Source organism: Spirosoma luteum DSM 19990, assembly GCF_000374065.1.
Lineage (GTDB): Bacteria > Bacteroidota > Bacteroidia > Cytophagales > Spirosomataceae > Spirosoma > Spirosoma luteum.
This window is the reverse complement of record NZ_KB893245.1, coordinates 348,841-374,413: the sequence shown is the minus strand read 5'-3', so window position 1 is coordinate 374,413 and position 25,573 is coordinate 348,841. Positions and strand designations below refer to the sequence as shown.

General features: G+C 50.9%; 22 protein-coding genes and 1 riboswitch. Of the genes, 15 read left to right on the top strand and 7 right to left on the bottom strand.

Annotated features, from left to right (window positions below; translation table 11 throughout):
• The first annotated feature begins 33 nt into the window (after nt 1–33).
• The 3 genes from B156_RS0101590 (at nt 34) to B156_RS0101580 (ending at nt 3,916) form a co-directional block, all read left to right on the top strand.
• On the top strand, nt 34–1,377 hold the full coding sequence (locus B156_RS0101590; RefSeq protein ID WP_018617855.1) for a M16 family metallopeptidase: 1,344 nt from the start codon (nt 34–36) through the stop codon (nt 1,375–1,377).
• Nucleotides 1,378–1,498: 121 nt separating this feature from the next.
• Nucleotides 1,499–2,875 (top strand): M16 family metallopeptidase, encoded by a 1,377-nt coding sequence (locus B156_RS0101585; RefSeq protein ID WP_018617854.1) that lies wholly within the window; start codon nt 1,499–1,501, stop codon nt 2,873–2,875.
• Nucleotides 2,876–2,944: 69 nt separating this feature from the next.
• Nucleotides 2,945–3,916, top strand: a complete 972-nt coding sequence (locus tag B156_RS0101580; protein ID WP_026260529.1) for a lipid A deacylase LpxR family protein — start codon at nt 2,945–2,947, stop codon at nt 3,914–3,916.
• 13 nt (nt 3,917–3,929) lie between these two features.
• Here the strand turns inward: B156_RS0101580 and B156_RS0101575 are convergent, their stop codons facing one another.
• The gene (locus tag B156_RS0101575; protein WP_018617852.1) at nt 3,930–4,316 is read right to left on the bottom strand and encodes a hypothetical protein; all 387 of its coding nucleotides are present in this window, start codon (nt 4,314–4,316) and stop codon (nt 3,930–3,932) included.
• A gap of 235 nt (nt 4,317–4,551) precedes the next feature.
• Nucleotides 4,552–5,451 (bottom strand): hypothetical protein, encoded by a 900-nt coding sequence (locus tag B156_RS0101570; RefSeq protein ID WP_157626890.1) that lies wholly within the window; start codon nt 5,449–5,451, stop codon nt 4,552–4,554.
• A 205-nt stretch (nt 5,452–5,656) separates the two neighbouring features.
• Nucleotides 5,657–5,866, top strand: a riboswitch (cobalamin riboswitch).
• 97 nt (nt 5,867–5,963) lie between these two features.
• On the opposite strand from B156_RS0101570, the gene B156_RS0101565 reads away from it, so the two are divergent.
• The 7 genes from B156_RS0101565 (at nt 5,964) to B156_RS0101535 (ending at nt 15,934) form a co-directional block, all read left to right on the top strand.
• Complete coding sequence (locus B156_RS0101565; protein ID WP_245563660.1) at nt 5,964–7,916, top strand: TonB-dependent receptor plug domain-containing protein; 1,953 nt, start codon at nt 5,964–5,966, stop codon at nt 7,914–7,916.
• A 3-nt stretch (nt 7,917–7,919) separates the two neighbouring features.
• The gene (locus B156_RS0101560; protein WP_018617849.1) at nt 7,920–8,996 is read left to right on the top strand and encodes a DUF5074 domain-containing protein; all 1,077 of its coding nucleotides are present in this window, start codon (nt 7,920–7,922) and stop codon (nt 8,994–8,996) included.
• Nucleotides 8,993–9,724: a Dph6-related ATP pyrophosphatase gene (locus tag B156_RS0101555; RefSeq protein ID WP_018617848.1), complete on the top strand. Its 732-nt coding sequence runs from the start codon at nt 8,993–8,995 to the stop codon at nt 9,722–9,724. The genes B156_RS0101560 and B156_RS0101555 overlap by 4 nt, the downstream gene beginning before the upstream one ends.
• Before the next feature lie 260 nt (nt 9,725–9,984).
• Nucleotides 9,985–11,643: a carboxylesterase/lipase family protein gene (locus tag B156_RS0101550; RefSeq protein ID WP_026260528.1), complete on the top strand. Its 1,659-nt coding sequence runs from the start codon at nt 9,985–9,987 to the stop codon at nt 11,641–11,643.
• Nucleotides 11,644–11,848: 205 nt separating this feature from the next.
• Nucleotides 11,849–12,379: a gluconate 2-dehydrogenase subunit 3 family protein gene (locus tag B156_RS0101545; RefSeq protein ID WP_018617846.1), complete on the top strand. Its 531-nt coding sequence runs from the start codon at nt 11,849–11,851 to the stop codon at nt 12,377–12,379.
• Nucleotides 12,380–12,490: 111 nt separating this feature from the next.
• Nucleotides 12,491–14,203 carry a GMC oxidoreductase gene (locus B156_RS0101540; protein WP_018617845.1) on the top strand — a complete coding sequence of 571 codons (1,713 nt, stop codon included), beginning with the start codon at nt 12,491–12,493 and terminating at the stop codon, nt 14,201–14,203.
• 135 nt (nt 14,204–14,338) lie between these two features.
• Nucleotides 14,339–15,934, top strand: coding sequence for a GMC oxidoreductase (locus tag B156_RS0101535; RefSeq protein ID WP_425423299.1), 1,596 nt, complete (start codon nt 14,339–14,341; stop codon nt 15,932–15,934).
• Nucleotides 15,935–15,994: 60 nt separating this feature from the next.
• Here B156_RS0101535 and B156_RS0101530 read toward each other — a convergent pair whose 3' ends face one another.
• On the bottom strand, nt 15,995–16,231 hold the full coding sequence (locus B156_RS0101530) for a GlsB/YeaQ/YmgE family stress response membrane protein (RefSeq protein ID WP_018617843.1): 237 nt from the start codon (nt 16,229–16,231) through the stop codon (nt 15,995–15,997).
• 200 nt (nt 16,232–16,431) lie between these two features.
• Here B156_RS0101530 and B156_RS0101525 point away from each other — a divergent pair, with 200 nt between their 5' ends.
• Both B156_RS0101525 and B156_RS0101520 read left to right on the top strand, forming a co-directional pair.
• Nucleotides 16,432–19,554: a PVC-type heme-binding CxxCH protein gene (locus B156_RS0101525; RefSeq protein WP_018617842.1), complete on the top strand. Its 3,123-nt coding sequence runs from the start codon at nt 16,432–16,434 to the stop codon at nt 19,552–19,554.
• A gap of 50 nt (nt 19,555–19,604) precedes the next feature.
• Nucleotides 19,605–20,555, top strand: a complete 951-nt coding sequence (locus B156_RS0101520) for a hydroxypyruvate isomerase family protein (protein ID WP_018617841.1) — start codon at nt 19,605–19,607, stop codon at nt 20,553–20,555.
• A gap of 116 nt (nt 20,556–20,671) precedes the next feature.
• Here the strand turns inward: B156_RS0101520 and B156_RS0101515 are convergent, their stop codons facing one another.
• The 3 genes from B156_RS0101515 to pnuC form a co-directional block, all read right to left on the bottom strand.
• Nucleotides 20,672–20,980 (bottom strand): isoamylase early set domain-containing protein, encoded by a 309-nt coding sequence (locus B156_RS0101515; protein WP_018617840.1) that lies wholly within the window; start codon nt 20,978–20,980, stop codon nt 20,672–20,674.
• A 227-nt stretch (nt 20,981–21,207) separates the two neighbouring features.
• Nucleotides 21,208–21,618, bottom strand: coding sequence for a lipocalin-like domain-containing protein (locus tag B156_RS0101510; protein WP_018617839.1), 411 nt, complete (start codon nt 21,616–21,618; stop codon nt 21,208–21,210).
• 71 nt (nt 21,619–21,689) lie between these two features.
• On the bottom strand, nt 21,690–22,364 hold the full coding sequence (gene pnuC, locus B156_RS0101505; protein WP_018617838.1) for a nicotinamide riboside transporter PnuC: 675 nt from the start codon (nt 22,362–22,364) through the stop codon (nt 21,690–21,692).
• Nucleotides 22,365–22,442: 78 nt separating this feature from the next.
• Here pnuC and B156_RS0101500 point away from each other — a divergent pair, with 78 nt between their 5' ends.
• Nucleotides 22,443–23,636 carry a Gfo/Idh/MocA family protein gene (locus tag B156_RS0101500; protein ID WP_018617837.1) on the top strand — a complete coding sequence of 398 codons (1,194 nt, stop codon included), beginning with the start codon at nt 22,443–22,445 and terminating at the stop codon, nt 23,634–23,636.
• Nucleotides 23,637–23,674: 38 nt separating this feature from the next.
• Here B156_RS0101500 and B156_RS28725 read toward each other — a convergent pair whose 3' ends face one another.
• A complete protein-coding gene (locus B156_RS28725; RefSeq protein ID WP_245563686.1) occupies nt 23,675–23,986 on the bottom strand; it encodes a Uma2 family endonuclease in 312 nt (103 codons plus the stop codon).
• A gap of 253 nt (nt 23,987–24,239) precedes the next feature.
• Between B156_RS28725 and B156_RS0101490 the strand changes: the two genes are divergently transcribed.
• A complete protein-coding gene (locus tag B156_RS0101490; protein ID WP_018617835.1) occupies nt 24,240–25,022 on the top strand; it encodes an SDR family NAD(P)-dependent oxidoreductase in 783 nt (260 codons plus the stop codon).
• A 13-nt stretch (nt 25,023–25,035) separates the two neighbouring features.
• Nucleotides 25,036–25,542, top strand: coding sequence for a GNAT family N-acetyltransferase (locus B156_RS0101485; protein WP_018617834.1), 507 nt, complete (start codon nt 25,036–25,038; stop codon nt 25,540–25,542).
• Nucleotides 25,543–25,573 lie beyond the last annotated feature (31 nt).

Sequence of the window (25,573 nt, the reverse complement as noted above, 5' to 3'; positions counted from 1 at the left end):
ACTATTTTTAACGTTTTCAGACAAACTACTATCATGAAGATACGAATCGGGTTGCTAGTCGGCCTGAGTGCTACGCTGAGTATAGCACTGGCGCAGAATAAGCCCAAAGCGGAGGATGTGCAGACCTTCACGCTCAAAAATGGCATGAAATTCATGGTTCTCGAAGATCATTCCATTCCCAACGCCAATTTCTACACGTTCTGGAAAGTGGGTTCCCGCAACGAAGTACACGGCATTACGGGACTATCCCACTTTTTTGAGCACATGATGTTCAACGGGGCGAAGAAATACGGCCCCAAACAATTCGACCGCACGATGGAGGCTAACGGCGGCTCGAACAACGCCTATACGACTGAAAATACCACCGTGTATACTGACTGGTTTCAGAGCGGTGCCCTCGAAACAATTTTCGACCTGGAAGCCGACCGCATCCGCGACCTCGCCATTGATTCCAGCATGGTAGAAAGCGAACGTGGTGTGGTGCTGTCGGAGCGGAGTACGGGACTGGAAAACAGTAACTTCCGGGTACTGAGCGAGCTGGTTGGCGCAACGGCCTTCGTTGAACACCCGTATATGTTCCCGGTTATTGGCTTCGAATCCGACATTAAACGCTGGACCCAGGCCGACCTCGAAAAATACTTCAAAACGTACTATTCGCCCAACAACGCGGTGGCCGTTGTGGTGGGTGATGTGACGGCGTCCCAAGTGAATAAACTGGCCGAGCAATACCTGGCACCCATTCCCGCCCAGAAACTACCCGACAGCCTGCGCACCGTAGAACCCCCGCAAAACGGCGAACGCCGGGCAACTACCTACAAGGATATTGCTACCCCGAATATTTTACTGGCTTACCACATACCCGCTACCCGTCACCCGGATTACTACGCATTGGATTTGCTGAGTGGGGTGTTGAGTTCGGGGAATTCCTCGCGTTTGGTGAAGTCGCTGGTGCTGGATTCTACCCTGGCATCACGGGTGTTTACCAATGTAGAGCTATCGTTCGACCCAGGCCTGTTTACGATTTATGGCATTGCCGCCAATGGTATTTCGGCCGAAAAACTGGAAGGTTCGATAGCGTATCAGATTGACAAAATTGTGCGTGAAGGCATCACGGATACCGAACTCCAAAAGCTGAAAAACCAGAAACTGATGGAGTTTTACCGAACGATGGAAAGCATTAACGGTAAAGCAAACTCGCTGGGCACGTATGAACTGTATTTCGGCGATTATAAAAAGCTGTACGAAGCTCCGGCCCTTTACAACAAGGTAACGAAAGAGGATATTCAGCGGGTGGCGAAAACGTACCTGACCAGCCGGAATCGTACCATAGGCTACCTGCTGCCCGAACCGAAAACCAATCCCACCAGAAACAATTAATCGCTTGTACTTTAAGGGTATCGGGCTTGTCTGGAATTTATTTTTGTCATCCCGACGCAGGAGGGATCTCAAGTATTAGTGCAATTCAAGATCCCTCCTGCGTCGGGATGACAAAAGCTTCATGAAAAAAATAACACTGTTCATAGTAGTGCTACTGCTGACAGGCTCAGCGCAGGCGCAGACGTTTAAACTGCCCCCTTTCCAGAAGTTCAAGCTCAAAAATGGCCTGACCATCTACCTGATGGAACAGCACGAAGTGCCACTCATCAACGTATCGGCGGTGTTCGATGCGGGCGCGGTGCAGGATGGGAATCGGTACGGGTTAGGCAATATGACGGCCGATGCCCTGTTGTTCGGGAGTGCGAAATACACCAAAGCGCAACTGGAAGAAAAAGTGGAGTACGTGGGAGCCAGCCTGGATACGTACGCCGACAAGGAGACGGCAAAACTTACGGCATCGTTTGCCGTGAAAGATGCGGATTTATTATTCGGCATTATTCAGGATGTACTGACAAAACCCACCTTCGATCAGACTGAATTTAACAAGTACAAACAGCGGCAACTTCTCCAGTTAACCCAGCAGAAGGAAAGTCCCAGAAACGTTATTAATTCCTATTTCAACAAGTTTCTATTCGAGGGGCACCCCTACGCCAACCCCGTTACCGGTACCCCAACGGCAGTGTCGGCCATTACGGCGGCTGACGCCCGGCAGTTTTACCAAAAAAATTACACCACCGACCGGGCCGCTATTGCCGTAGTGGGCGATTTCGATACGGCCGCTATGAAGAAGCGCATGACGGACCTGTTTGGAAGCTGGAAAACGGCGGCCGCTACCTCGCCCCTGTTGACAGAGCCAACGGTAGCTTTCGACAAAAGCCGGGTACTATTAGTGAATAAAGACGATGCCCGCGAAACTACCTTTCTCATTGGGGGCAAAGGCATCACACAAAACAACCCCGATTTCATCCCCGTCACGGTAGTCAACACGATTCTGGGTGGCCGCTTTACCTCCTGGCTGAATGATGCCCTCCGGGTCAATTCGGGTCTGACGTATGGCGCGGGAAGCCGATTTGGTACGCTTCGTAAAAGTGGCACGTTTGCCATTTCGACCTTCACCAAAGTGAGTACAACCACCGAAGCCATCGACATGGCGGTCCAGGTACTGGATAGCCTGCATCGAACGGGTATCGACGAAAAAACCCTCACATCGGCCAAAAACTACGTGAAAGCCGATTTCCCCCCGCGCTACGAATCGGCCAGTGAGTTGGCCAGCCTGCTGACGGATATGTTCAGTTTAGGATTCGATGAATCGTTTATCAATAATTTCCAGAAGAATGTCGACGGTATTACGGTTGCCAAAACCCGGCAAATCATCGACCAATATTTCCCGAAGAACAACCTTCAGTTTGTGCTAATTGGCAAAGCGGATACCATTCGGGATAAAGTCAAAAAGTACGGCACCATTACCGAAAAGGAGATAAAGGCCGATGGCTTCTAACATCCTTATTCTGCCAGTGAGTTACGGTTACATCAATCCGCTACCACAGGCCAGACGTAAATGGCTATCATGCAGAAACGCATTTTTTTGTCCTTTTTGGGTTGGTCAATTGCGGTAGCGTGCCTGGCGCAACGCATCGACAACACAGCATCGTTTCTGCACACAGGTTCGGATAAGTTTATCCGGTTTCATTATGACAATGACCTCTTCACCGGTAGTGACTATTACTACACCCAGGGCTATGCCCTTGAAGTCGTTAATCCGGCTCTCCGGAAAAACCCGTTCACCAGGCTACTCATCAAATCTGGTGGCAGTCAAACGCGGTATGGCCTGGCTTTTGAGCATACAGGATTCACACCGACTTCAATCCGGAGTAACGCGATTCGGGTCGGCGACCGCCCTTTTGCAGCGGCAATGCTGCTCAAAACATTCAGTATCGCTACCGATACACTGCACCGGGTCAGCGTGTCGTCGGAGCTGAGTATGGGAATGATAGGGCCGATTGCCCTGGGGAATGAAATTCAGACATCCCTGCACCGGCTCACAAACGGGGTTGAACCCCTCGGCTGGCAGCATCAGATTCGGAACGACGTAATCCTGAATTATACGTTCAGTTACGAAAAGCAGCTTTATGCCTGGCGTCATGCGCTGTTGGTCAGTGCCATGGGTCGGGCCCAGGCGGGTACGTTCTCAAACAGGTTACAAACGGGTATGGTGGTGATGGCCGGGTGGTTAAATTCTCCGTTCGGCCTTACTCTAAACCAGCGTGGTTTACCCATGCAATTGTATGTATATGCCCAACCCATAGTTAGTTTGGTGGGCTACGATGCTACCCTGCAGGGCGGCTTATTCAGTCGAAGTAGTCCGTACGTCATTCAGCCCGACCAACTGACGCGTGCAACGCTGCAAACGACTATTGGTGCGGCATTTACCTATAAAAAATTGTATCTGGAGTATTATCAGTCAGCGCTCAGCCGCGAATTTGAGACGGGCCGGTCACACCGCTGGGGCGGGCTAAAATTCGGCGTGTCGTTCCGGTAGCCCTGGCCATGGCTTACTCGTTGTCTTTAGCAAACCGATTGATTCGGTCGTTGTACGTATCCAGCATTCCATCGTCAACTGATTCGGCCTGCTGGAGTTCAAATCGAAGAAAATCGACCCGGTCGGCCCCGTCAATCATCCCCTCAAACTTGAGTTCCTCCTCTACCCATTCGGCCGTTTTCCGGAGATCGATGGCCTGAGCAAGAACGGCCTGAATAATAGTGGCTGTTCGGCCCGGGTCCTGTGTCGTCAGGAGCAGCGTCCTGATGGCTGTCATGTAATCAGTATAAGTTAAACTCCTGGCTGGCAACTCTACCCGAACCCACTCGTAGGCTAGTGCCTGAATGGTTTCTTTGTACGGTGAATTGTCAAGATCGTCGGGGCGGATGCGTTGGTTCACGGGTCAAATATACGAATTTGATACAAGCCCGTTTCAGAGGAAGCGTTCGTACTGAACGCTGGCAGCCATTAGCAGACCTGCTTTTCAAGTACTGCTGATGATCAAGTCCACTGACCAGTTCGTCGTGGGTTAATGAATGATGCTACCAATTACTAAAGCGGTGCCAGTATAAACTGACACCGCTCTCTCAACCAGGAGTTGTTCAGACACCTATTCGTGTAAACTGAAAGCCTGCCTAATAGGCCTCGTAGGTAAACCGTAATGTCTCGACTAGTTTATCAGAGTACGTATAGCGTACGGTTGGCAGGTTGACCGCGTTGTACTCGTAGCGGTAGCTGATGCCCCCTATGGTCAGAATATTGTTCGGACTCAGCGTATTTAGGCTTTGGAACACATATAAAATCTCCCCGAACATTTTGGGAATCAGGTACACGCCGTAAAACGGGTTCGTCTTGGTATCGTACGTCAACCCATTCTGCTCCGAACGACTGTACGCTACCCCGCCCTGATTGCTGGTGACAACGTCATTCACGAAGGTTATGTTAGTGCCCGTGTAGCTGTACGTGTTGTTGCTTTCCAGTGTAGTGGGTCTCTGCATACTGTAATATACTCTCCTTAAGCCAATTAATAAATTAGCAGAATTGTACCGGGGATAAGCAATGATCTGTAGGGTATTGGGGTCATTCAGACTGGATAGTGGAACGGCCAGATAGGGTGCCTGAGGATTAAAGGCAGACGAATAGCGGACCTCGGACACCTGCCCGATTGTGTTGTAAACGAACTGATGCTGATCGGCAAAAGAACCAAGAATGAAGCCGGGGGGCGAAATCCGCTGATACTGCGACAGAATCAACCGATTTTGGGCATCGTACTGGAAGCGGGTTCGCTCTACCCAGTTTTTCGTACTGTCCGGCGACTCAAACGAGCGCAGCGAACTAAGCCGCCCCTGCGCGTCGTACGTAAAGTTGACAATCCGGGGATTACCACTGGCTCCCTGCTGGGTCAAGGTACTGACCCGCATACGGGTAGGCGATGAGCCGGGTACAGATGGACCTAACCGGTGGTCCTGACAGGCATTGAGAGCAAAAACAGCCAATAGGCCGAACAAATAGACACGTAAACGAACGTTTCTCATAAACAGGAAAGATGAACAATGATGAGTAAATGAACCTTTTTGGATTCGGGCCGAAATTTATAGCAATTTCCCAGAAAAAAAGTAATTTCTTACTGCGTGGTTATCCTCCTGGTCGATGGCCCGGAGACAGTTTCATCTCAAGTCTGCGAGGTCAGACTACACCCCCAGATTCCGGTACGTTTAACTATTTCCGAAATTTCCGTTACTTTTGCCCTGAGTTTTCGGTGCCTGATGTCGTATCATAGCGACTTTCACGGCTTAAAAGGGAAGTTGGTGTAACGCCAGCGCTGTCCCCGCAACTGTAAGTCTCTTACCCAATCGGTTCAATCCACATGGTCACTGTGCTTACAAGCAGCACGGGAAGGCCCGAACCGATGAGACGAGCCAGGAGACCTGCCGACGACCATTCGTTGTTCCGGTGTTCGGAGGAAACACCCCAACCGCGTGCTGATAGTCCGATGGTTCAGTAACTCGAACGGTCGGTAGTGCACAAACTTTTTTATCCGTTCATTGTGAAGAAGCAAACCCTTCGCTGGTGGGTTTTAGGGCTTTTTTCTGGCTTCATTAGTAGTCAGGATAATTGTGTCGCGCAGGCCGATTCGTCCGGGCAGGCGAAAAAAAGCTCCATTGTATCGCTGTCAGCGGTAACGGTGCGGGCCATCGCCCCTGAACGATTTTTGGTTGGGCAGAAAATACAACACATCGACTCCGTAACGCTACGCCAGTTTCAGTTTGGGTCGCTCATTGATTTACTGTCGCTGAATACGCCCATTGCTATCAAGAATTACGGCCCCGGCCAACTGGCTACGGTCGCTTTCCGGGGTACGTCTGCCAACCATACGGCGGTACTCTGGAACGGCATTAATATCAACCAACCCAACCTCGGCCTGACGGATTTCTCAACCTTACCCGTGGCGGGTTTCGACCAGTTAGCGTTACAATACGGCTCCTCGGCCAGCGTCGTTGGTTCGGGAGCCGTGGGCGGGAGTATATTGCTGGGCAGCAATGCCGACTGGCAACGAAAATTCAGCGTAATCCTGGGGCAGCAGTTTGCCTCGTTTCACAATAATCAGACGCAGGCCGGTGTTCGCTACGCGACGGCACTGGGCCAAAACTGGAAGCTGTCGGGCAAGACCTTTGCGTACCGAAACAAGTTTAATAACCGCTACCCCTACACCGAACGCCAACGTTATTTTCTGGAGCCATCCACCACGGCTCAACGGGGCTTCGTCCAGGATTTATATTTTCTGCATAAGAGCGGTAAACAGTTTTCCGTCAATGCGTGGCTCTCGGACAATGACCTTATCATCACTCCGCTCGATACCATTGCCCGCGAGCGTACCCGAACGCAGTCGGCAAGGTTACTGGCGACCTATGAGGTTAACCGCCTGACCGTCCGACTTGGCTGGATTCGGGACCTATTGGATTACGGCAAAGGCAATTTTGATACGCCCAGCCACACCGAAACAGAACGTCTGATCAGCCGGGCCGAACGTGAATTTACCCTTGCCTCTACCCCATCGCGCCAGCTAAACCTACGCGTTGGGGGTGAGTGGTCACACTACCGCACCCGAACGGATGGCTACGGGGGCCAGCTGATTCAGGAAGACCGGGAAGATATATACGCGCTGATGCGTTTTCAAACGGCCCGCTGGTTGTTATCGGCCAATATCCGGCAAGCTTTCGTTACCCGTTTCAATCCACCCATCACCCCTTCGTTTGGAGCCGAGTACCAGTTTATCCAGCGCAATCACTTTACCCTCACGGCCAAAGGGTCGATTAGCCGAAACTACCGCGTACCGACGCTGAATGAACGGTACTGGATAGAGCTGGGTGACCCCAACCTCAAGCCCGAAAGCGGAGTCAATATGGAAATTGGTCTGGCTGCCAAAGCAACGGTATCGGATAATCTTGCCCTGACAACGGAGCTTACGGCTTACCATAACCGGGTGGATAACTGGACGTACTGGAACCCGGCGAAAGCATACCACGTCGAGAACCTGCAACTGGTGGTAGCCCGTGGACTCGAATTCAACACGGGTCTGAATTATACCCAAAACCGGTGGCAGACGGGTATCCGACTGGGGTACGCCTATACCCGTTCATCGCAGGAGCGCGTGTATGACAATTACGCGCAGGACGTTGTGGGCAAGCAACTGCCTTATGTTCCCATTCATACAGGTACGGCTAACGCTTGGCTGCAACGGGGCAAAACCCGCCTATCGGTACAGGCGCAGGCTAACTCACGCCGGTACTCTACGGCGGATAACAGTCAGTTTCTAAAAGGGAATACGCTGGTCAATCTGCTGCTGGAACATAGTACCAAACTAGGGCCGGTGCCCGTTCGGGTGCAGGGCAACCTCAATAACCTGTTCAATGCACTCGTAGTGGGCGTCAAGCAAAATGCCTTACCGGGTCGCAACGGGTCCATCAATCTAATCGTTAATTTTTCTTCTGTCAATTAATTCATGAACAACCAATTGAAAAAATCAATGGCTATCGGGCTGGTTGCACTGAGCGTTTGGAACTGTAAAACCTCCGACCCGGAACCAACACCTTTCGGTGATGGCGTTTACGTTATCAACCAGGGTGCTTTCCTCAAAAACAATGGTAGCCTGTCCTATATAAGCCGTACCGGTAGTACGGTGGCCACCAATATATTCGTACAGGCTAATCCAACGCTGGCGGTTAGCGGTGGTTCGGGGCAGGGAGGAAATGTACAGGACTATACTGAAGTAAACGGAAAAGGATTGATTCTGGTCGATAACGGCACGGTTGGGCAGGATAAAGTTGAGGTTGTAGAAGCAGGAACGTTCATGTCCCGCGCTACGCTGAAGGCACCGGATATCGAGAATCCACGGCTGGTTATCCAGGCTGGGCCAAACAAAGCGTACGTTAGTTGCTGGGATGTTTCGGGCGATTATAGTGCCGGTACGTTTTACAAAGACCCCGGCTACATTGCCGTAGTGGATTTAAATACGGGTACCGTCAGCAAAAAAATACCAGCGGTAAAAGGCGTAGAACGCATGGTTCTGGTTGGGAGTGAGGTATTCGTGGGCAGTAACGCCTATAGTGGCGACAAAACGCTGCTGGTTATTGATGCCAACACAGATACGATGAAAGAAAAGATAAATTTTGGTGCTACCCCCGAGCCCATTGCGCTTGATGCCAACGGCAAACTCTGGATTCGGGCGGGTAAAGATATGGTCCGAATTAACCCGCAGAGCCGACTCGTTGAACAGCGACTCACGTTTGCATCCTCGCTTGGTACAATAGCCATTGGTGCCGACAAAAGAGCATTCTATTACACGCTGGGCGGTAGAACATCCCAGTTTTCTATTGAGGCAACAACCGCAACGGGTACGCAGGTTTTGAACCGTTCCTTCAGTGGCGCACTGGGTATCGACCCTAAAACGAAACAGCTATACGGTAGTGTCATTCCAACCTACGACCAGGCTGGCTACGTAATACGTTACCAGCCGGATGGCTCACTTATTGACTCGGTAAAGGTGGAAATCGCCCCGTCTGGGTTCTTCTTTAGATGAGCATACAACGCGCCATCATGAACTGGAGCGGAGGAAAAGACTCCGCCCTGGCACTGTATCACGCCCAGCAATCCGGGCAATGGTCTATTCAACACCTGCTGACTTCAGTGAATGAACAGCATGGGCGTGTGAGTATGCACGGCGTTCGGACGGAACTGCTGGAAGCCCAGGCCCAGCGGTTAGGTTTGCCCCTGCAAACACTGGCATTACCGGGCGATGTCTCGATGGAAGAATATGACCGACGCATGAATCAATTGCTTCATGGCGTTGAAGCGGCCGGAATTACTCATTCCCTTTTCGGGGATATTTTTCTGGACGATTTGCGGCAGTATCGCGAGAAGCAACTGCAACGGGCGGGCTTGACGGGTACGTTTCCCCTCTGGCAGCGGGACACCACCGAATTGATACACGAGTTTGTAGACCTGGGATTTCGGGCGGTGCTCGTCTGCATCAATGAAAAGCATCTGCCTGCCGATTTTACCGGGCGGGAACTGGACCTGGATTTACTGAGAGACCTTCCCCCCGGCGTTGACCCCTGTGGCGAAAATGGGGAGTATCATTCGTTTGTATACGATGGTCCCATTTTCTCGTCACCCATTACGTTCACCAAAGGGGAGGTTGTCAGGCGGACTTACACACCATCAGGCGGCACCGATTGCCATAGTGATGAACCGAACCAAAATTGGGACACCGGTTTCTGGTATCAGGATTTGTCATTGGCCAATTAGCTATTGAGCCAACTTTCATCACAGTTAAGCAAGCCCTGCCACATTTCTATTTGTGGCAGGGCTTGCTTGTTTTGCAACACTTCCCCTCATCACTCCGTCCCAGAGCTGACTTACTGAGTATCATGGATAAATCTATTGGTTGGGCATAGTAAAAACGCACATCGTGTCTCTTTTAAAGTAGGTTATTTACTGGAAATTCCCCGACCCGATGCTGGTTACAGCGTGCCTGCTTTTCAGTACCCTTTAACAAACATTCTACGATGAAACCGTCAAGACGAAATTTTTTACAATCAATGGGCGTTGGCGTGGCCACTTTAGGTATCGCCCATCCATCCACGGCCGCGGGTCCGAACCTGCCCAAAGTCGCAAAATCAGCTGGAGACGAGCAGGTTCTGTTTGTGGGTGATTCCATAGCGGTGGCCAAAACGGAATACGGAAAGGTCAGAGGGTTTATTCTCCGGGGCATTCACCAGTTTCTAGGCATTCCATACGGAGCCGATACATCGGGGAAAAATCGGTTCATGCCCCCGCAAAAACCCACAGCCTGGACTGATGTTCGTCCTGCGCTCTGGTGGGGAAACTCCGCTCCCCAGATCATGGAAAAGCGGTATGCCAATCCGTACGCTTCGTTTGTTGACCATTGGAATTATGACGATGTCTCGGAAGACTGTCTAAAACTGAACGTATGGACACCCGCACTGGATACGCAGAAAAGGCCGGTCGTTGTCTGGCTTCATGGGGGTGGATTCACCACCGGGAATGGTATTGAACAGGACGGGTACCATGGCGAAAATCTTTCCCGACTGGGCAACATCGTTTTCTGTTCGCTCAACCACCGGCTTGGTTCGCTCGGCTATAGTCATCTTAAAGCGGCTGGTGGCCCGGAGGCATCTGGTAATGTAGGTAATCTGGATATGGTAGCGGCCCTCGAATGGGTCAAAAATAACATCGCCAATTTTGGGGGCGACCCGGGTAACGTAACCATCATTGGTCAGTCGGGGGGCGGGGCCAAAGTGACCAGCCTGATGAATATGCCCGCAGCTAAAGGGCTGTTCCACAAAGCGGTTGCCCTCAGCGGCAGTTCGCTGGCTGGTACCAATAAAGAGTATGCCGAAAAGTTGGGACTAAAAATTATGGAAGAGGCTGGTTTAAAGTCCGGCGAAATTGACAAGCTCCAGCAAATTCCGTGGCGGGAGTACATCGACATTGCCAATCGGGCCGTCGACAAAATGAGCGACGAAGCCAAGCGGATGGGTATTCAGCGGGGTGGCTTTTCGCCCGTAGCCGACGGAACCCATGTGAACGCAGGGAATTTCTTCGCGGACCCCAATCAGTTCTCGGCCGATGTTCCGCTGATGCTCTGCTCTACGTTTCACGAGCAAAACCCCGACCGGACGGATGCCAGTCTGGAAAGTATTTCGCTGGCTGACGTGAAAGAAAAAATCAAGCCCCGCTTTGGCGACAAGACCAGCGACATTGTCGATGCCTACGCCCGGAACTTTCCAAAGGCCCGCCCTATTGAGCTGTGGGCGCTGATTGTTTCTAACCGGAAGAATGTTGTTGCCACCGCCGATGCAAAGGCATCACAACAAAAAGCTCCTGTCTATGTGGCTTGGTTCGGCTGGCAGCCACCGCTGTTTGACGGCCGGATGCGGGCTTTCCATTGCGATGATATTTGTTTCTGGTTCTATAATACCGACCTGATGCTCACGCATACGGGCGGAGGCAAACGCCCAAGGGCTTTATCGGAAAAAATGGCCGGTTCGTTCCTCAATTTTGTTAAGAACGGCAACCCGAACGGGGGCGGCCTGCCTGCCTGGAAACCGTATACAACCCAGAACGGGGAAACCATGATTCTGGATGATACCTCTATATTGACCAACGACCCGGACCGGAGTGCCCGGAAGTCATTGGCGTAACCGGTTACACACAAACGGCCTAAAAAGCAACTGCGACTGGATAGCCGGTTACTTCAATAACCGGCTATCCAGTCGCTTTACTATGGACCATCCCCGGGTGATGCTTCTGTGTTCTCCAGCCTATACAGGAACAATAATTTCTTCGTTCATAAGGATATTTATAGTCGATTACCCTTTTTGTTATTAAACACTAGTTTACATACCTATGAAACGCAGAGAAGCCATCCAGCAGGCAGCCCTCATGATGGGCGTTGCTCTGTCGGCACCCACCCTGGCCGGGGCCATGGGGCGCATTACCAACACGGGTCCAAGCGTGTCTGTATCAGCCGGGCAGGAAGCCCTGCTGGCCGAAGTTGCCGATGTTATCATCCCAACTACCAGCACACCGGGCGCCAAAGCCGCCGGTGCCGAGAAGTTCATTGTCCGGGTCATGCGCGACTGTTATCCGAAAGAAGATCAGGAGAAATTCTATGCCGGCCTGGCCAAACTGGATGCCGACAGCAAAACCAAGTTCGGTAAAGACTTTATGGCGCTGGATACAGCCCAGAAGAACGAAATGGTCAAACAAACCATGACGGCGGATAAACCCTTCTTCCTCCGCATGAAAGAACTAACCACCACGGGTTACTTCACATCCGAAATTGGTGCCACCAAAGCCCTCGAATACCTCCCCGTACCGGGCCAGTTTGACGGTTGCATGCCCATCAAACCCGGCCAGAAGGCGTGGGCGTTATAATTAGCAGGTGTTAATAGCAGGAGTCAGGAGCGAGTGGGGAGCCATCCGGCGGCAAAAAATTAGCCGGGCGGCCCCGTACCCGCTTCTACCTCTTCACTTCATTCAAAATTTATGAATCTCAATATAGACGCTATAAAAGAACAGACGTACGATGCCATCATCATCGGGTCGGGGATAACGGGTGGCTGGGCTGCCAAAGAATTAACCGAAAAAGGGTTACGGGTACTGATGCTCGAAAAGGGACATCAGCTCGAACACGTGACGGACTACGAATACGCGACCAAAGACCCGTGGGAAACCAAATACAACGGGCGGTTGACGGAAGAGCAGAAAAAGTCGCACCCAAAACTGGCCCGCGACTACCCGTACAATGAAATGACCCAAAATTACTGGATGAAAGATACCGATTCACTTTATAAAGAAGAGAAACGGTTCGACTGGTACCGGCCAAATATCGTTGGTGGAAAATCCATTATGTGGGGGCGGCAATCCTATCGTCTGAGCGACATTGATTTCGGGGCCAATGAAAAAGATGGCATCGCTGTCGACTGGCCGATTCGCTACAAAGACGTAGCCCCCTGGTATTCGTACGTGGAGAAGTTTGCCGGTATTTCGGGCGAGAAGCTTAATCTGCCCCAACTGCCCGACAGTGAGTTTCTGCCCCCCATGGAGATGTACTGTGTGGAGAAAGAAGTCCGTAAACGCATCGAGAAGAATTTTCCGGGCCGCAATATGACCATTGGGCGGGTAGCCAACCTGTCCAAAGCGGGTGAGGCCCAGTTGGGCGTTGGCCGCGCTCCATGCCAGTACCGAAATAAATGTTCACTGGGCTGCCCGTACGGCGCCTATTTCAGTACGCAGTCGTGTACGCTGCCGCCAGCGGCAAAAACCGGTCGACTCACCCTCCGACCCGACTCGGTAGTAACAGAAATCAAATACGACGAAACCAAGCAAAAGGCTACTGGTGTGCACGTCGTCGATGCAGTTACGCTCCAGGGCAGAGAGTATTTTGCCAATATCATCTTTGTGTGCGGTAGTACCCTTGGTTCAACGGCGGTTATGCTTAATTCAACCTCTAACCGCTTCCCTAACGGACTGGGTAACGATTCCGGTGAGTTGGGCCATAACCTGATGGATCACCACTTCCGCATCGGTGCCTCTGGTGAATGGGAAGGTGACCTGGACAAGTATTACATTGGTCGTCGGGCCAACGGCATTTACGTGCCCCGCTACCGCAACATCGGTACTGACAAGCGCGACTACCTGCGCGGCTTTGGCTACCAGGGCGGGGGCAGTCGGCAGAACTGGCAGCGCAACGTGGCCGAAATGAGTTTTGGGGCCGACTACAAGGAAGAACTGACCAAGCCCGGCCCCTGGTCAATGGGCTTGGGCGGCTTCGGCGAAACGTTGCCCTACCACGAAAACCACATGTATCTCGACAAGAAAGAGAAGGATAAGTGGGGTATGCCGCTCGTGGTATTCAACGCCGAACTGAAGGAAAATGAAAAGAAAATGCGCGTCGATATGATGAACGATGCGAAAGAAATGCTGGAGTCGGCAGGCGTAAAGAACGTACGCGCCTACGACCGGGGTTCTTACCTCGGCATGGCCATTCACGAGATGGGAACCGCCCGTATGGGTCGTGACCCTAAAACGTCGGTTGTCAACTCAAATAACCAGCTTCACGCCGTTAAGAATGTTTTCGTTACGGATGGCGCTTTTATGACTTCAGCTTCCTGCGTTAACCCGTCACTTACCTACATGGCCATGACGGCCCGGGCCGCTGATTTTGCCGTGAAAGAGATGAAGCGGAAAAACTTGTAAACAACCAACGATACAGCCATGAACCTCACTATCGACTCCATAAAAGACCAGACCTTCGATGCTATCGTGGTTGGTTCAGGCGTATCGGGTGGTTGGGCCGCCAAAGAGCTGACGGAGAAAGGGCTCCGCGTACTGATGCTGGAACGCGGCCACGCTCTCGAACACGTAACCGGTTACGAACAGGCCACCAAAGACCCCTGGGAGTTAAAGTACGCAGGTCGGTCAACGATGGCGCAGCGGGACGCTTTTCCGCAAAAAAACCGGAACACACCCGTCAACGAAACCAACGAATCGTACTGGATGGCGGATAAGGATGCTTTCTATCGGGAAGACAAGCCATTTTCCTGGTATCGACCCAACATAGTTGGGGGAAAGTCTATCACCTGGGGGCGGCAGTCGTATCGGTTCAGCGACATCGACTTTGAAGCCAATGCCAAGGAAGGCATTGCGATTGACTGGCCGATTCGCTACAAAGACATGGCGCCCTGGTACTCGCACGTGGAGAAGTTTGCCGGTGTTTCGGGTGAAAAGCTGAACCTGCCCCAACTGCCCGACAGTGAGTTTCTGCCCCCTATGGAGATGTTTTGCGTGGAAAAAGAGGTTCGCAAGCGCATTGAGACGAATTTTCCGGGTAGAAACATGACCATTGGGCGCACGGCAAACCTCTCCAAAGCAGCCCAGGCGCAGATGGGTGTTGGTCGTGCCTCTTGCCAGTACCGAAATAAATGCGCCCTTGGCTGCCCGTACGGTGCCTATTTCAGTACGCAGTCGTGTACGCTGCCCCCAGCGGCAAAAACTGGTCGGCTTACCCTCCGGCCCGACTCGGTGGTTAAGGAGATTTTGTACGACGAGACTAAGAAGCAGGCAACGGGCGTGCGAATTGTCGATTCTAATACGCTCGAAAGCAAGGAATATTACGCCCGCGTTATTTTCATGTGCGCCAGCACCGTTGGTACAACGGCCGTTATGCTGAACTCGACCTCAAATCGCTTTCCGGCGGGGTTTGGTAATGATTCGGGGCAATTGGGCCATAACCTGATGGACCACCACCTGCGCGCGGGTGCCGCCGGCGAGTGGGAAGGCGACCTGGACAAGTACTACATCGGTCGTCGGGCTAACGGTATTTACGTTCCCCGCTACCGGAACATTGGCAACGACAAGCGCGACTACCTGCGTGGCTTTGGCTACCAGGGGGGTGGCAGTCGGCAGAACTGGCAGCGTAACGTGGCCGAAATGAGCTTTGGGGCCGAGTACAAGGAAGAACTCACCAAACCTGGCCCCTGGACCATGGGTTTGGGCGGATTCGGCGAAGTGCTCCCGTATCATGAAAACCGGATGTATCTGGACCCAAATCAAAAAGATAAGTGGGGCATGCCTGTAGTAGTATTCGATGCCGAAATCCGCGAAAATGAAAAGAAGATGCGTCTCGACATGATGAACGATGCCATCGAAATGCTGGAATCGGCAGGACTAAAAAATGTAAAAGGACACAACGACCAATACGCGATGGGCATGGCCATCCATGAGATGGGTACCGCCCGCATGGGTCACGACCCCAAAACGTCGGTGCTGAACGCGCATAACCAGGTACATGAAGCCAAAAACGTGTTTGTGACGGATGGAGCCTGCATGACATCGGCGGCCTGCGTCAATCCATCGCTTACTTACATGGCCATGACGGCTCGTGCTGCTGATTTCGCCGTGAAGGAGTTGAAGCGAAAAAATTTGTAGAAAGGTTACAAAAAAGCCCGGTTGTGAAATTTCACGACCGGGCTTTTTTGTGCAGTCAATTTAGAACAATCTTCCTATGAAGATAAGTACAATGGCGCCAACCACGGCGATGAGCAGGTTCATTACCAGGCCATCGTTATCAGGGTCATTCCCCAGTTTACGGGCAATAAAACCACCGACAAATCCGCCCACGATACCTAACAAAATGTTGACGATAGCCGAATTGTGGCTATCCATGATTACACTGGCGAGATAGCCTGCGATGCCGCCAATTAGAATTGAATACAAAAAACCCATGAGTTAAAGTGATTAGGTGAATGCCAATGTGGCGATACAATTGTACATAAAAGGTACTATACTTGAATTATAACAGGAATAATTTGATTAAAAAAAGTCAAATTATGACAGGTAAAAAGACATGATATGGTAACTTTACAAAAGAGCCAACTGTTTGATAATATTTTTGATATATACGGCTTGTAACCGAATAAAAAAAAATGATTCCTTTCCCAAAAAATAGACGTACTCCCTTTTTTAAGAGTGCACTCGCTCTTTCCGCAGCCGGTCTGTGCATAGGCAGTATTTTCATTAGCGCGTATCAGAACCGTAACCTGAATAGCGCATCAACGGCTTATCTTACCAGTCTGTTTGCTCAATTAAATGATGATGACAAGCATGACCCTAAATATGCAGTTGGCAGTCTGAACGTAGCCCCGGGCCTGGAAGCGACGCTGTTTGCGGCCGAGCCCATGCTGACCAACCCAACCAACATAGATGTGGATGCCCGCGGGCGGGTGTGGGTGTGCGAAGCCTATAACTACCGCCCGGCCATTACGGGTAACCCGACGCACAAGGAAGGCGACCGGATTGTGATTCTGGAAGACACAAACGGAGATGGCAAAGCCGACGTTTCGAAAGTTTTCTATCAAGACCCCAGCATCGAATCACCCCTGGGTATCTGGGTACAGGGGAATAAAGTCATCGTATCCGACAGCCCAAATGTGTGGATACTGACCGACGAAGACGGCGACGATAAAGCCGACAAGAAAGAACTGCTTTTCACGGGTATTGGTGGTGAGCAGCACGACCACGGCATGCACACCTTCGTTTTCGGGCCGGATGGAAAATGGTACTTCAACTTTGGTAATGAAGGTAAGCAGCTCCTCGATAAAGATGGGCAACCCGTCATTGACATCACCACCGGGAAAGCCATCAACAAGCAGAATTTTAAGCAGGGAATGGTATTCCGCTGCGACCCGGGCGGGAAAAATGTGGAATTGCTGGCGCAGAACTTCCGCAATAATTACGAAATAGCCGTTGACTCCTACGGAACGCTCTGGCAATCAGATAATGATGACGATGGTAACAAGGGGGTTCGGATTAACTACGTAATGCCCTATGGCAACTACGGCTACACGGACGAGATGACCGGCGCTGGCTGGCAGGCCAACCGGGATAACATAGAACCCGAAATTCCCCGTCGGCACTGGCACCTGAACGACCCCGGTGCGGTACCTAACCTGCTTCAGACCGGAGCCGGTTCGCCAACGGGCATCATTGTGTACGAAGGCAAGTTATTACCGGACGTATTTCAGAATCAGATTATCCACTGCGACGCGGGTCCGAACGTGGTACGGTCATACCCGGTACAGAAAGATGGTGCGGGCTATACGGCCAGCATCGTTAATGTGCTGGAAGGTGCCCGTGACCAATGGTTCCGGCCGGCTGATGTCTGCGTGGCACCCGATGGTTCGCTGATTATTGCCGACTGGTACGACCCCGGCGTAGGGGGTCACCAGGCCGGTGACCAGAATCGGGGGCGTATTTATCGGGTGTCCCCACCGAATTCGCCGTACACCATGCCAAAAGTAGATGTTTCTACCACCAGTGGTGCTATTGAAGCACTGCAAAGCCCCAATATGGCGATCCGGTATGCGGGCTGGCAGAAGCTGCATGACCTGGGTAAAAAAGCGGAGAAACCACTGGCAAAACTGTACAAATCATCCGACAATGCGCGCATGCAGGCCCGCGCTTTATGGCTGCTAAGTCAATTGGATAATGGGTCAAAGCACATTGAAACAGCCCTAAAAAGTGACAATGCAGACTTGAGAATCACCGCGCTTCGGGCTGCCCGCCAACTCAAAACAGATATCATTCCGTACGTGAAGCAACTCGTCAATGACCAAAGCCCGCAGGTACGCCGGGAGTGTGCCATTGCGCTGCACCTGAATAATTCCCCCCAGGCTCCGGCTTTGTGGGCACAGTTGGCCAGTCAGTACGATGGAAAAGACCGCTGGTATCTGGAAGCACTGGGTATTGGAGCCGAGGGTAACTGGGACAGCTACTATACCGCCTGGGTGAAACAAATGAATAACGACCCCTTGGCAAATGCCGGTGGCCGTGACATTGTGTGGCGGGCCCGCACGAAGGAATCGGTCCCCTTGCTGGCAAAACTGGCCGGTGACCCTTCGGTCGATTTGAACCAGCGGTTGCGGTACTTCCGGGCATTTGACTTCAATCCCGGTGCCACCGAAAAGTCGAATGCCTTGCTCGGTATTTTACAGGCTAACAGCAATTCGACCGACGTAACTAAACTGGCGTTACGCCACCTTGACCCGGACTTCGTCAAGAATTCACCAGTAGCAGCTACCGCTCTCACCAAATTAATGAAAGAGGTTTACGGAACGCCCGAATATGTTGAACTGGTAACGCGCTTTGAGCCAACTTCAGAAAATGCAAACCTACTGAAACTGGCCGTTTCCAAAGCCATGGATGGCATGGGCCGGGACGCGGCCCGCCAGTTACTCAAGCAGAAAGGAGAGGCAATGGTGTGGGACGTTATCAATGGAAAAGCTGAAAACTTGGGCGATGCGGATGCGGCAAAAAATATGCTGATGGCCCTGCGCCGGGTGGGCAATACGGAATCCATCAATATACTAAAAACGGTCGCTTTGGACGAAAATAGACCTGTTCTGTTGCGGAAAGAGGCAACCCGCTCACTGGGTGGGAGTAGTGACGGCGAAGACCTTGTTATTGCGCTATTGAAATCTGGTGCTATAAAGGGCGATTACAAAGTGTCCGCTGTTCAGGGTGTAAGTGGTGCCTGGCGTAAAAATATCCGCAAGGAAGCGGCTGCTTTTCTGGATAGCAATCCAAGCGCAGAAGGCAAAAAACTACCCGGCATGAATGAGTTGCTGGCTATGACCGGCGATGCATCGAAAGGGCTGAGTGTTTTCAAAAATAACTGCTCTACCTGCCATCAGGTAAACGGTGAGGGTATGGATTTTGGCCCTAAACTATCAGAAATAGGCTCCAAGTTGCCAAAAGAAGGTCAGTATCTGGCTATTCTACACCCCGATGCGGGTATTAGCTTTGGCTACGAAGGCTGGGAGGTGAAGTTTAAAGACGGCAGTTCTATGACAGGCATCGTTTCCAGCAAAACGGAAACGGATTTGCAAATGAAGTTTCCCGGTGGCGTAGTGCAGAATTACAAAATGGCCGACGTAGTGTCAATGAAGGAACTCGATTCTTCCATGATGCCATCCGGTTTGCAGGAATCCATGAGTACGCAGGAAATAGTCGATCTGGTCGACTATTTATCCAGTCTGAAAAAGAAATAAACAAACATACCCTCCCTAACGCTGGTAGAAGCCAGTTGAAAGAATCAATTATGCAACGACGCAATTTTGTAAAATCAACTTTTGGAGCGGCTGGATTAGGTCTGGCCGGTGCTGCGGTTTCGGGTGAGGTCCTGGCGGGCAACCAATACCATACGGCAGTTCCCCTCGCCAAAAATAACTTCAAACTCAAATACGCTCCCCATTTTGGTATGTTTGAAAACAGTGCCGGTAAGGACCCCATTGACCAGCTTAAGTTCATGGCCGATGCAGGATTTACCGCCCTGGAAGACAATGGGATGATGGGCCGTGACCCGGCTCAGCAATCGAAAATTGGCGAAGAAATGGCTCGTCTTGGTATGACGATGGGTGTTTTTGTGATCGACAAAGGCGGAAACGGACAGAACACACTGGCTGCTGGCAAGCCTGAATACGTCGATATATTTTTGGCTGGATGCCGGAAAGCGGTTGAAACGGCCAAACGTTGTAATGCCAAATTCGCTACTGTTGTACCCGGTGATTTTGACCGTAGCCTGCCCATTGGCATTCAAACGGGTAACGTCATCGATGCCCTGCGCCGGGGAGCCGATATTTTGGCACCTGCCGGACTGGCAATGGTACTGGAACCACTGAGCGATACCCCCAACTTATTTTTGCGCACGTCCGATCAGACCTACGAAATCTGCCGGGCGGTGAATAGCCCATCGTGCAAGGTTCTGTTCGATATTTACCACATGCAAAAAAACGAAGGCCACATTATTCCGCATATCAACTGGGCCTGGGATGAAATTGGCTACTTCCAGATTGGCGACAATCCGGGCCGGAACGAACCCACCACGGGGGAGATTAATTACAAAAACATATTCAAACATATCTACGAAAAGCAGAAAGCAGCCGGTCGGGAATACATCCTGGGAATGGAACACGGTAAGTCGCAGAAGGGCAAAGAAGGCGAAATAGCCCTGATCAAAGCCTATCAGGAGTCAGACAGCTTCGCTGTTTAACTGTTCCAAGCGGGGTAACCCCATTAGGGATCGGAGCGATAGAAAGACACAAAACGGGGTAACTGGCTGGTCGAAAATGACAGCCAGTTACCCCGTTTTGGTATTAAATTTCTTTTCTAGAGAACTACAACTGAATTCTCTTCACCTGAAACACCGCTGGCCACGTATTTGTCGGCAGCTCCGTCGTTGGTCCATGTCGTGCCATCCAGCACATAACGATACTGATACTCGCCACCCACTGGCAGTTCAACGGTTGTCTTGTACGAACCGTCTTTCTGCTTCTTCAAAACCTGGGCAGAAGGATCCCAGTTATTAAATTCACCGGCCAGAGCGACCGTTTTAGCACCATTAACAGCTTCAGCCGTCAATTCGAAGGTTACTTTTGCAAGAGGCTTGCTTTTAAGGAATTGTTTGGCAATTGCCATAGAGGTTTATTGTTTGATTTTCAACGCAAAGTTATAATACAAAACGCTTAATAACATAATTATCAGCCCTTTATAGCCTATATTTCTTTAAATTATACTAATTAATATATCTTGTTTTATACTTGCGTATCTTAAAAAGATCCTATTTCATATACCATGAACCCGAAAAAATTGTACACTCGATCAATGTGGTCGATACGTGTCGTTACTGACTGATAAGAAGTCATTTACTTCCTGACAAATAGATAGTCGCCTGCTCCGAATGGATTCATCACGAACTGATTGGTACTGATTGACACGATATCATACAATTGCCCATTCAATGACGACATACAGAGTGCTCGGATTCTAACCTTATTGCCTTCAATCGAGTAATTCCCACTGCCGCAACCCAGAAAGCTGTACTCAACCGGTTTCGTATTTTCGTAAGTCTCATTGAATTTACCGTCGTTGCCAAAAAATACAAACACGTTTTTACCAGCAGGAACCGTAGTCAACGTACAGGTCGAACCACCTGCCGGTTTACAGTAAGTGGTTAATCGCCAGACACCCACCAGCCCATTGGCAGTGGGTACGGCATCATTCGGCTTTGAACAGGAAAAAAGCAGTAAAAGCGAGAGAAATAGCCCGTATTTCATAGTTGATCGTCTTATGTTCTCTAAACAGACCAATCAACCGGGAAAACCGTTGGAACAGTTTTCGGAATAGGTCAATTCGGGCTTTGTTGCATTGGATATGACCGGTATTCACGTGTCCAATGCCAAAGCCCCTGAATAGCAATCAGGCAGAAGAAACCATATTCGATACCAACCAGTTTTACGCCTTTCACAAAATACATGTACGTGCTGATTAAATCGATGACCAGCCAGACCCACCAACATTCCAGTTTTTTGTGAATCATCATGAATGTGCCAATAATGCTCATTACACTCGTAAATGAATCCAGATACGGAAAGGCACTCGGTTTGCTGAACAGAAGGGGAAATAACGTATGCAGATTCTGGGCAAACGTACCCAGTAAACCAGTTGCCGCTACGCCAGCCAGTAAGGTCGAAATGAGCGGTACGCCGACCAACCGGGTAATGCGAAGTTCACGGTGTTGGTCGGCTTCCTGCGCAACCGGGTGGGTCCAGCGCCACCAGCCCTGCAGGTAGGTTATGAAAAAAAATACCTGCAAAAACATGTCCGGGTACAGCTGTATTTGATAGAAGAGGAAGAAGAACAGGAAGACACTCCCTACCGCAATGGGCCACGTCAGCACATTGGCACGGGCCGCCAGCCAGGTTGCGATACCTCCGCTCAGCACGCCAAAAAATTCGAGGTAACTCATGGGATAATCCCATAGCGTAAAGAAAATGGTATGGATGTCAAAAAAATTGGGCATATCCGGGTTAATCAACGGAGATTTCTCCTATTTAGCGGTGCGAAAGTACGGATTAACCCCTAAACCAAACTTTATCTTATGCAACGTATTGCCATGCTCGGCGGTGGCTTCATTGGCCGCTTTTACGCCGAATCCATCCAGGGTCAGCGTAGCCGCGACAAAGTAACCGCCATCTATGCCCGCCGTCAGGAAACGGCCGATAAATTCAAAACCGATTACGGCTGCGACGTTGCCTCCACCGATATGGAAGCTGTCATTGCCCATCCCGATGTGGATATGGTTTGTATTGCCCTGCCTAACAACATCCACGAAACAGCGGTAAACCTGTGCGCCAAGCACAAAAAATCGGTGGTATGCACGAAACCACTGGGCCGCACGGGCGAAGAAGCCCTGCGCATGATGAAAACTGCCGAAGAAGCGGGCATTTTTGCCGGTTACCTCGAAGACCTCTGTTACACTCCGAAGTTTTTAAAAGCACTGGAAAGCGTTAAAAACGGTGCTTTAGGACGCATTTTATGGGCCAAATCCCGCGAAACGCACCCCGGCCCCCACTCCGATTGGTTTTGGGACAAGGAACAGGCGGGGGGTGGCTGTATGCTCGATTTGGGTTGCCATTGCGTAGAGATTGCCCGCGGTTTTATCGGTAAAGACGTAAAACCTGTTGAGGTGATGTGCTGGGCGGGTACGCAGGTAAAACCTATCGACGCAGAAGACCACGCCATTGCGCTGGTGAAATACGAAAACGGGGCCATCGGTCAGTTTGAAGTAAGCTGGACCTTCCGGGGTGGCATGGACCTCCGCGATGAAGTGATGGGTACCGAAGGCACCATCTGGATTAATAATTTCCTGCGTACTGGTTTTGAAATGTTCACCACCGGGGTAGGGGCCGATTACGTGGCCGAAAAAGCCGAATCGAACACGGGCTGGCTCTTTCCCGTGGGCGACGAAGTCAACGACCTGGGTTATAATCACATGTTTACCGACATGTTCAAGTCGCAGGAGGAAGGCCGTGACCCCGCCGAAACATTCTACGATGGCTACGTGGTAAATGCCGTACTGGATGCCGCTTACAAATCAGCAGAAACGAAACAGTGGGAACCCGTACACCTACCGGTTTGGCGCGGTCAGGAAGGATTAAAACCCGAATCGACTCTGGTAGAATATGATGCCGACCACTACCTCATCAAACAGGAAATGACCCACGATGGCCGGAACAAACTGATTCTGAAAGAAAAAGCCAGCGGCAAGATTATTGAACGGGATATCGTGTAACAGCGATACGGCTGGAACTACGGGTAGTTCCAGCCGTATCATTTGAACAAATATCCTAAATCCAGTTCCATACCCGTGACGGGGTCAGTCATTAGCCTACTTGACCAGGTTTGAATAGTGCAATCGGGCAGCAGTGCCTGCGCAATACGGAGCGTTGGAATGATAATCCAGACAAGCTGTACACCCGCTGGGAAATACAGATTCAATGCTTTGTCGGTCAAATCCGTCACCGCCTGTTTCGGTGATAATACTTCTACCGCAATAATGGGAGACTGGTTGAAGTACATGATATCATTGAACCAATTGGCGGGTAAGTTTTTATAGACAGCGACATCCGGCCTACACTTAATGTTGACAATTCGAGTTCTAATTCTGGAAAAACATCCTACTCATCATCATAACGACTTAGCGCAACACTAACCCTGTTAATAATGCGAGAGTGGTTTAACGACATGATATTTTCCGATTGATATCCTTCGATGAAGTCGAATTGGTTCGTTTCCATTGCGAGTGGGGGTTTCTCAAATTTAAGCAAAAACGCTAAGTTGGCGTTAAGCCGTCAATTTCGTTTCTTGCACTACTAAACTAAGTGTTAATACCTCCATGTGGTTAGAAAATAAAAAAATTGTTGTCATTGGCGGTACTACCGGTATGGGTCTATCAGCGGCACTGGCATTTGTACGGGAAGGGGCTCAGGTTGTTGTGGTTGGGCGAAATTCGGAAAGTTGTGCCGCAGCCGAACAGCAGTTGGAAGGCAACGGGCTGGCTATGTCCGGTGATGCGTCTGACCCGCAAACGGCTCCCAAAGCCATTGCGCTTTGCCAGCAGATTTTTGGTGGGTTCAACGGACTGTTTCACGTAGCAGGCGGTAGTGGCCGACGGTTTGGCGATGGCCCTCTCCACGATATTACACTCGATGGCTGGAACTATACGGTTAACCTGAACCTGACATCGCTCATGCTATCCAATCAGGCGGCTGTGCGGGCATTCCGGGCACAGGGCGGGGGCGGCACCATTCTGAATATGGGTTCGGTATTAGGTTCAAGCCCCTCTCCTACCTACTTCGCCACGCACGCCTATGCCGCCATGAAATCAGGCGTAATCGGCTTCACAAAATCAGTAGCTGCTTATTACGCCAACGAAAACATCCGCGTTAATGTACTGGCGCCTGCCCTGGTAGAAACACCCATGGCGCAGCGGGCTACGCAGGACGATACCATTATGGCCTTTACTAAAACCAAGCAACCACTCGATGGCGGACGCATTGGCCAGGCCGACGACCTGGATGGAGCCGCCGTGTATTTCATGTCCGATTACTCGGTCTTTACCACCGGGCAGGTGCTGACCGTGGATGGTGGCTGGAGCGTGAGTGAGGGGCAAATCTGAAAAGGATTACCCCATGCTTGAGACTCCACGCCTGACTCTGATTCCACTTACGCTGGACCAGTTATACCTGTACATAGCCGACAACTACCGGCTCGAACAGGCGATAGGCATCAAGAAAGGGTATAGAACGCCCGTTGAACCAACGCGAAGTATCGTTACTCATTTCACCATACCGCGTTTGAAAGATGCTGCGCTGGACCCACTTTTTCATACCATGTGGCTGGCTATTGACCGGGAGAAACAGCAATTTGTGGCGGAGGCAAAATTCAAAGGGGAAGCCGACGAAACGGGTTCGATTGAGATTGGCTACGGTACCTATCCTACCCTTCGTCGGCAGGGTTATATGACCGAAATGGTACGTGGACTGGTTGATTGGGCAAAGCAGCAACCGGATGTTGAGCGAATTGTAGCCGATACGGAAACCCAGAATATAGCCTCTCAAAAAGTGCTTGAAAAAAATCATTTCCGGCTGTTCGATCGGGTAGAGGATATGCTTTGGTGGGAGTATATTATTGAGTAGCTACCCCATCAAATCTCTTTTTGCTTTGTAT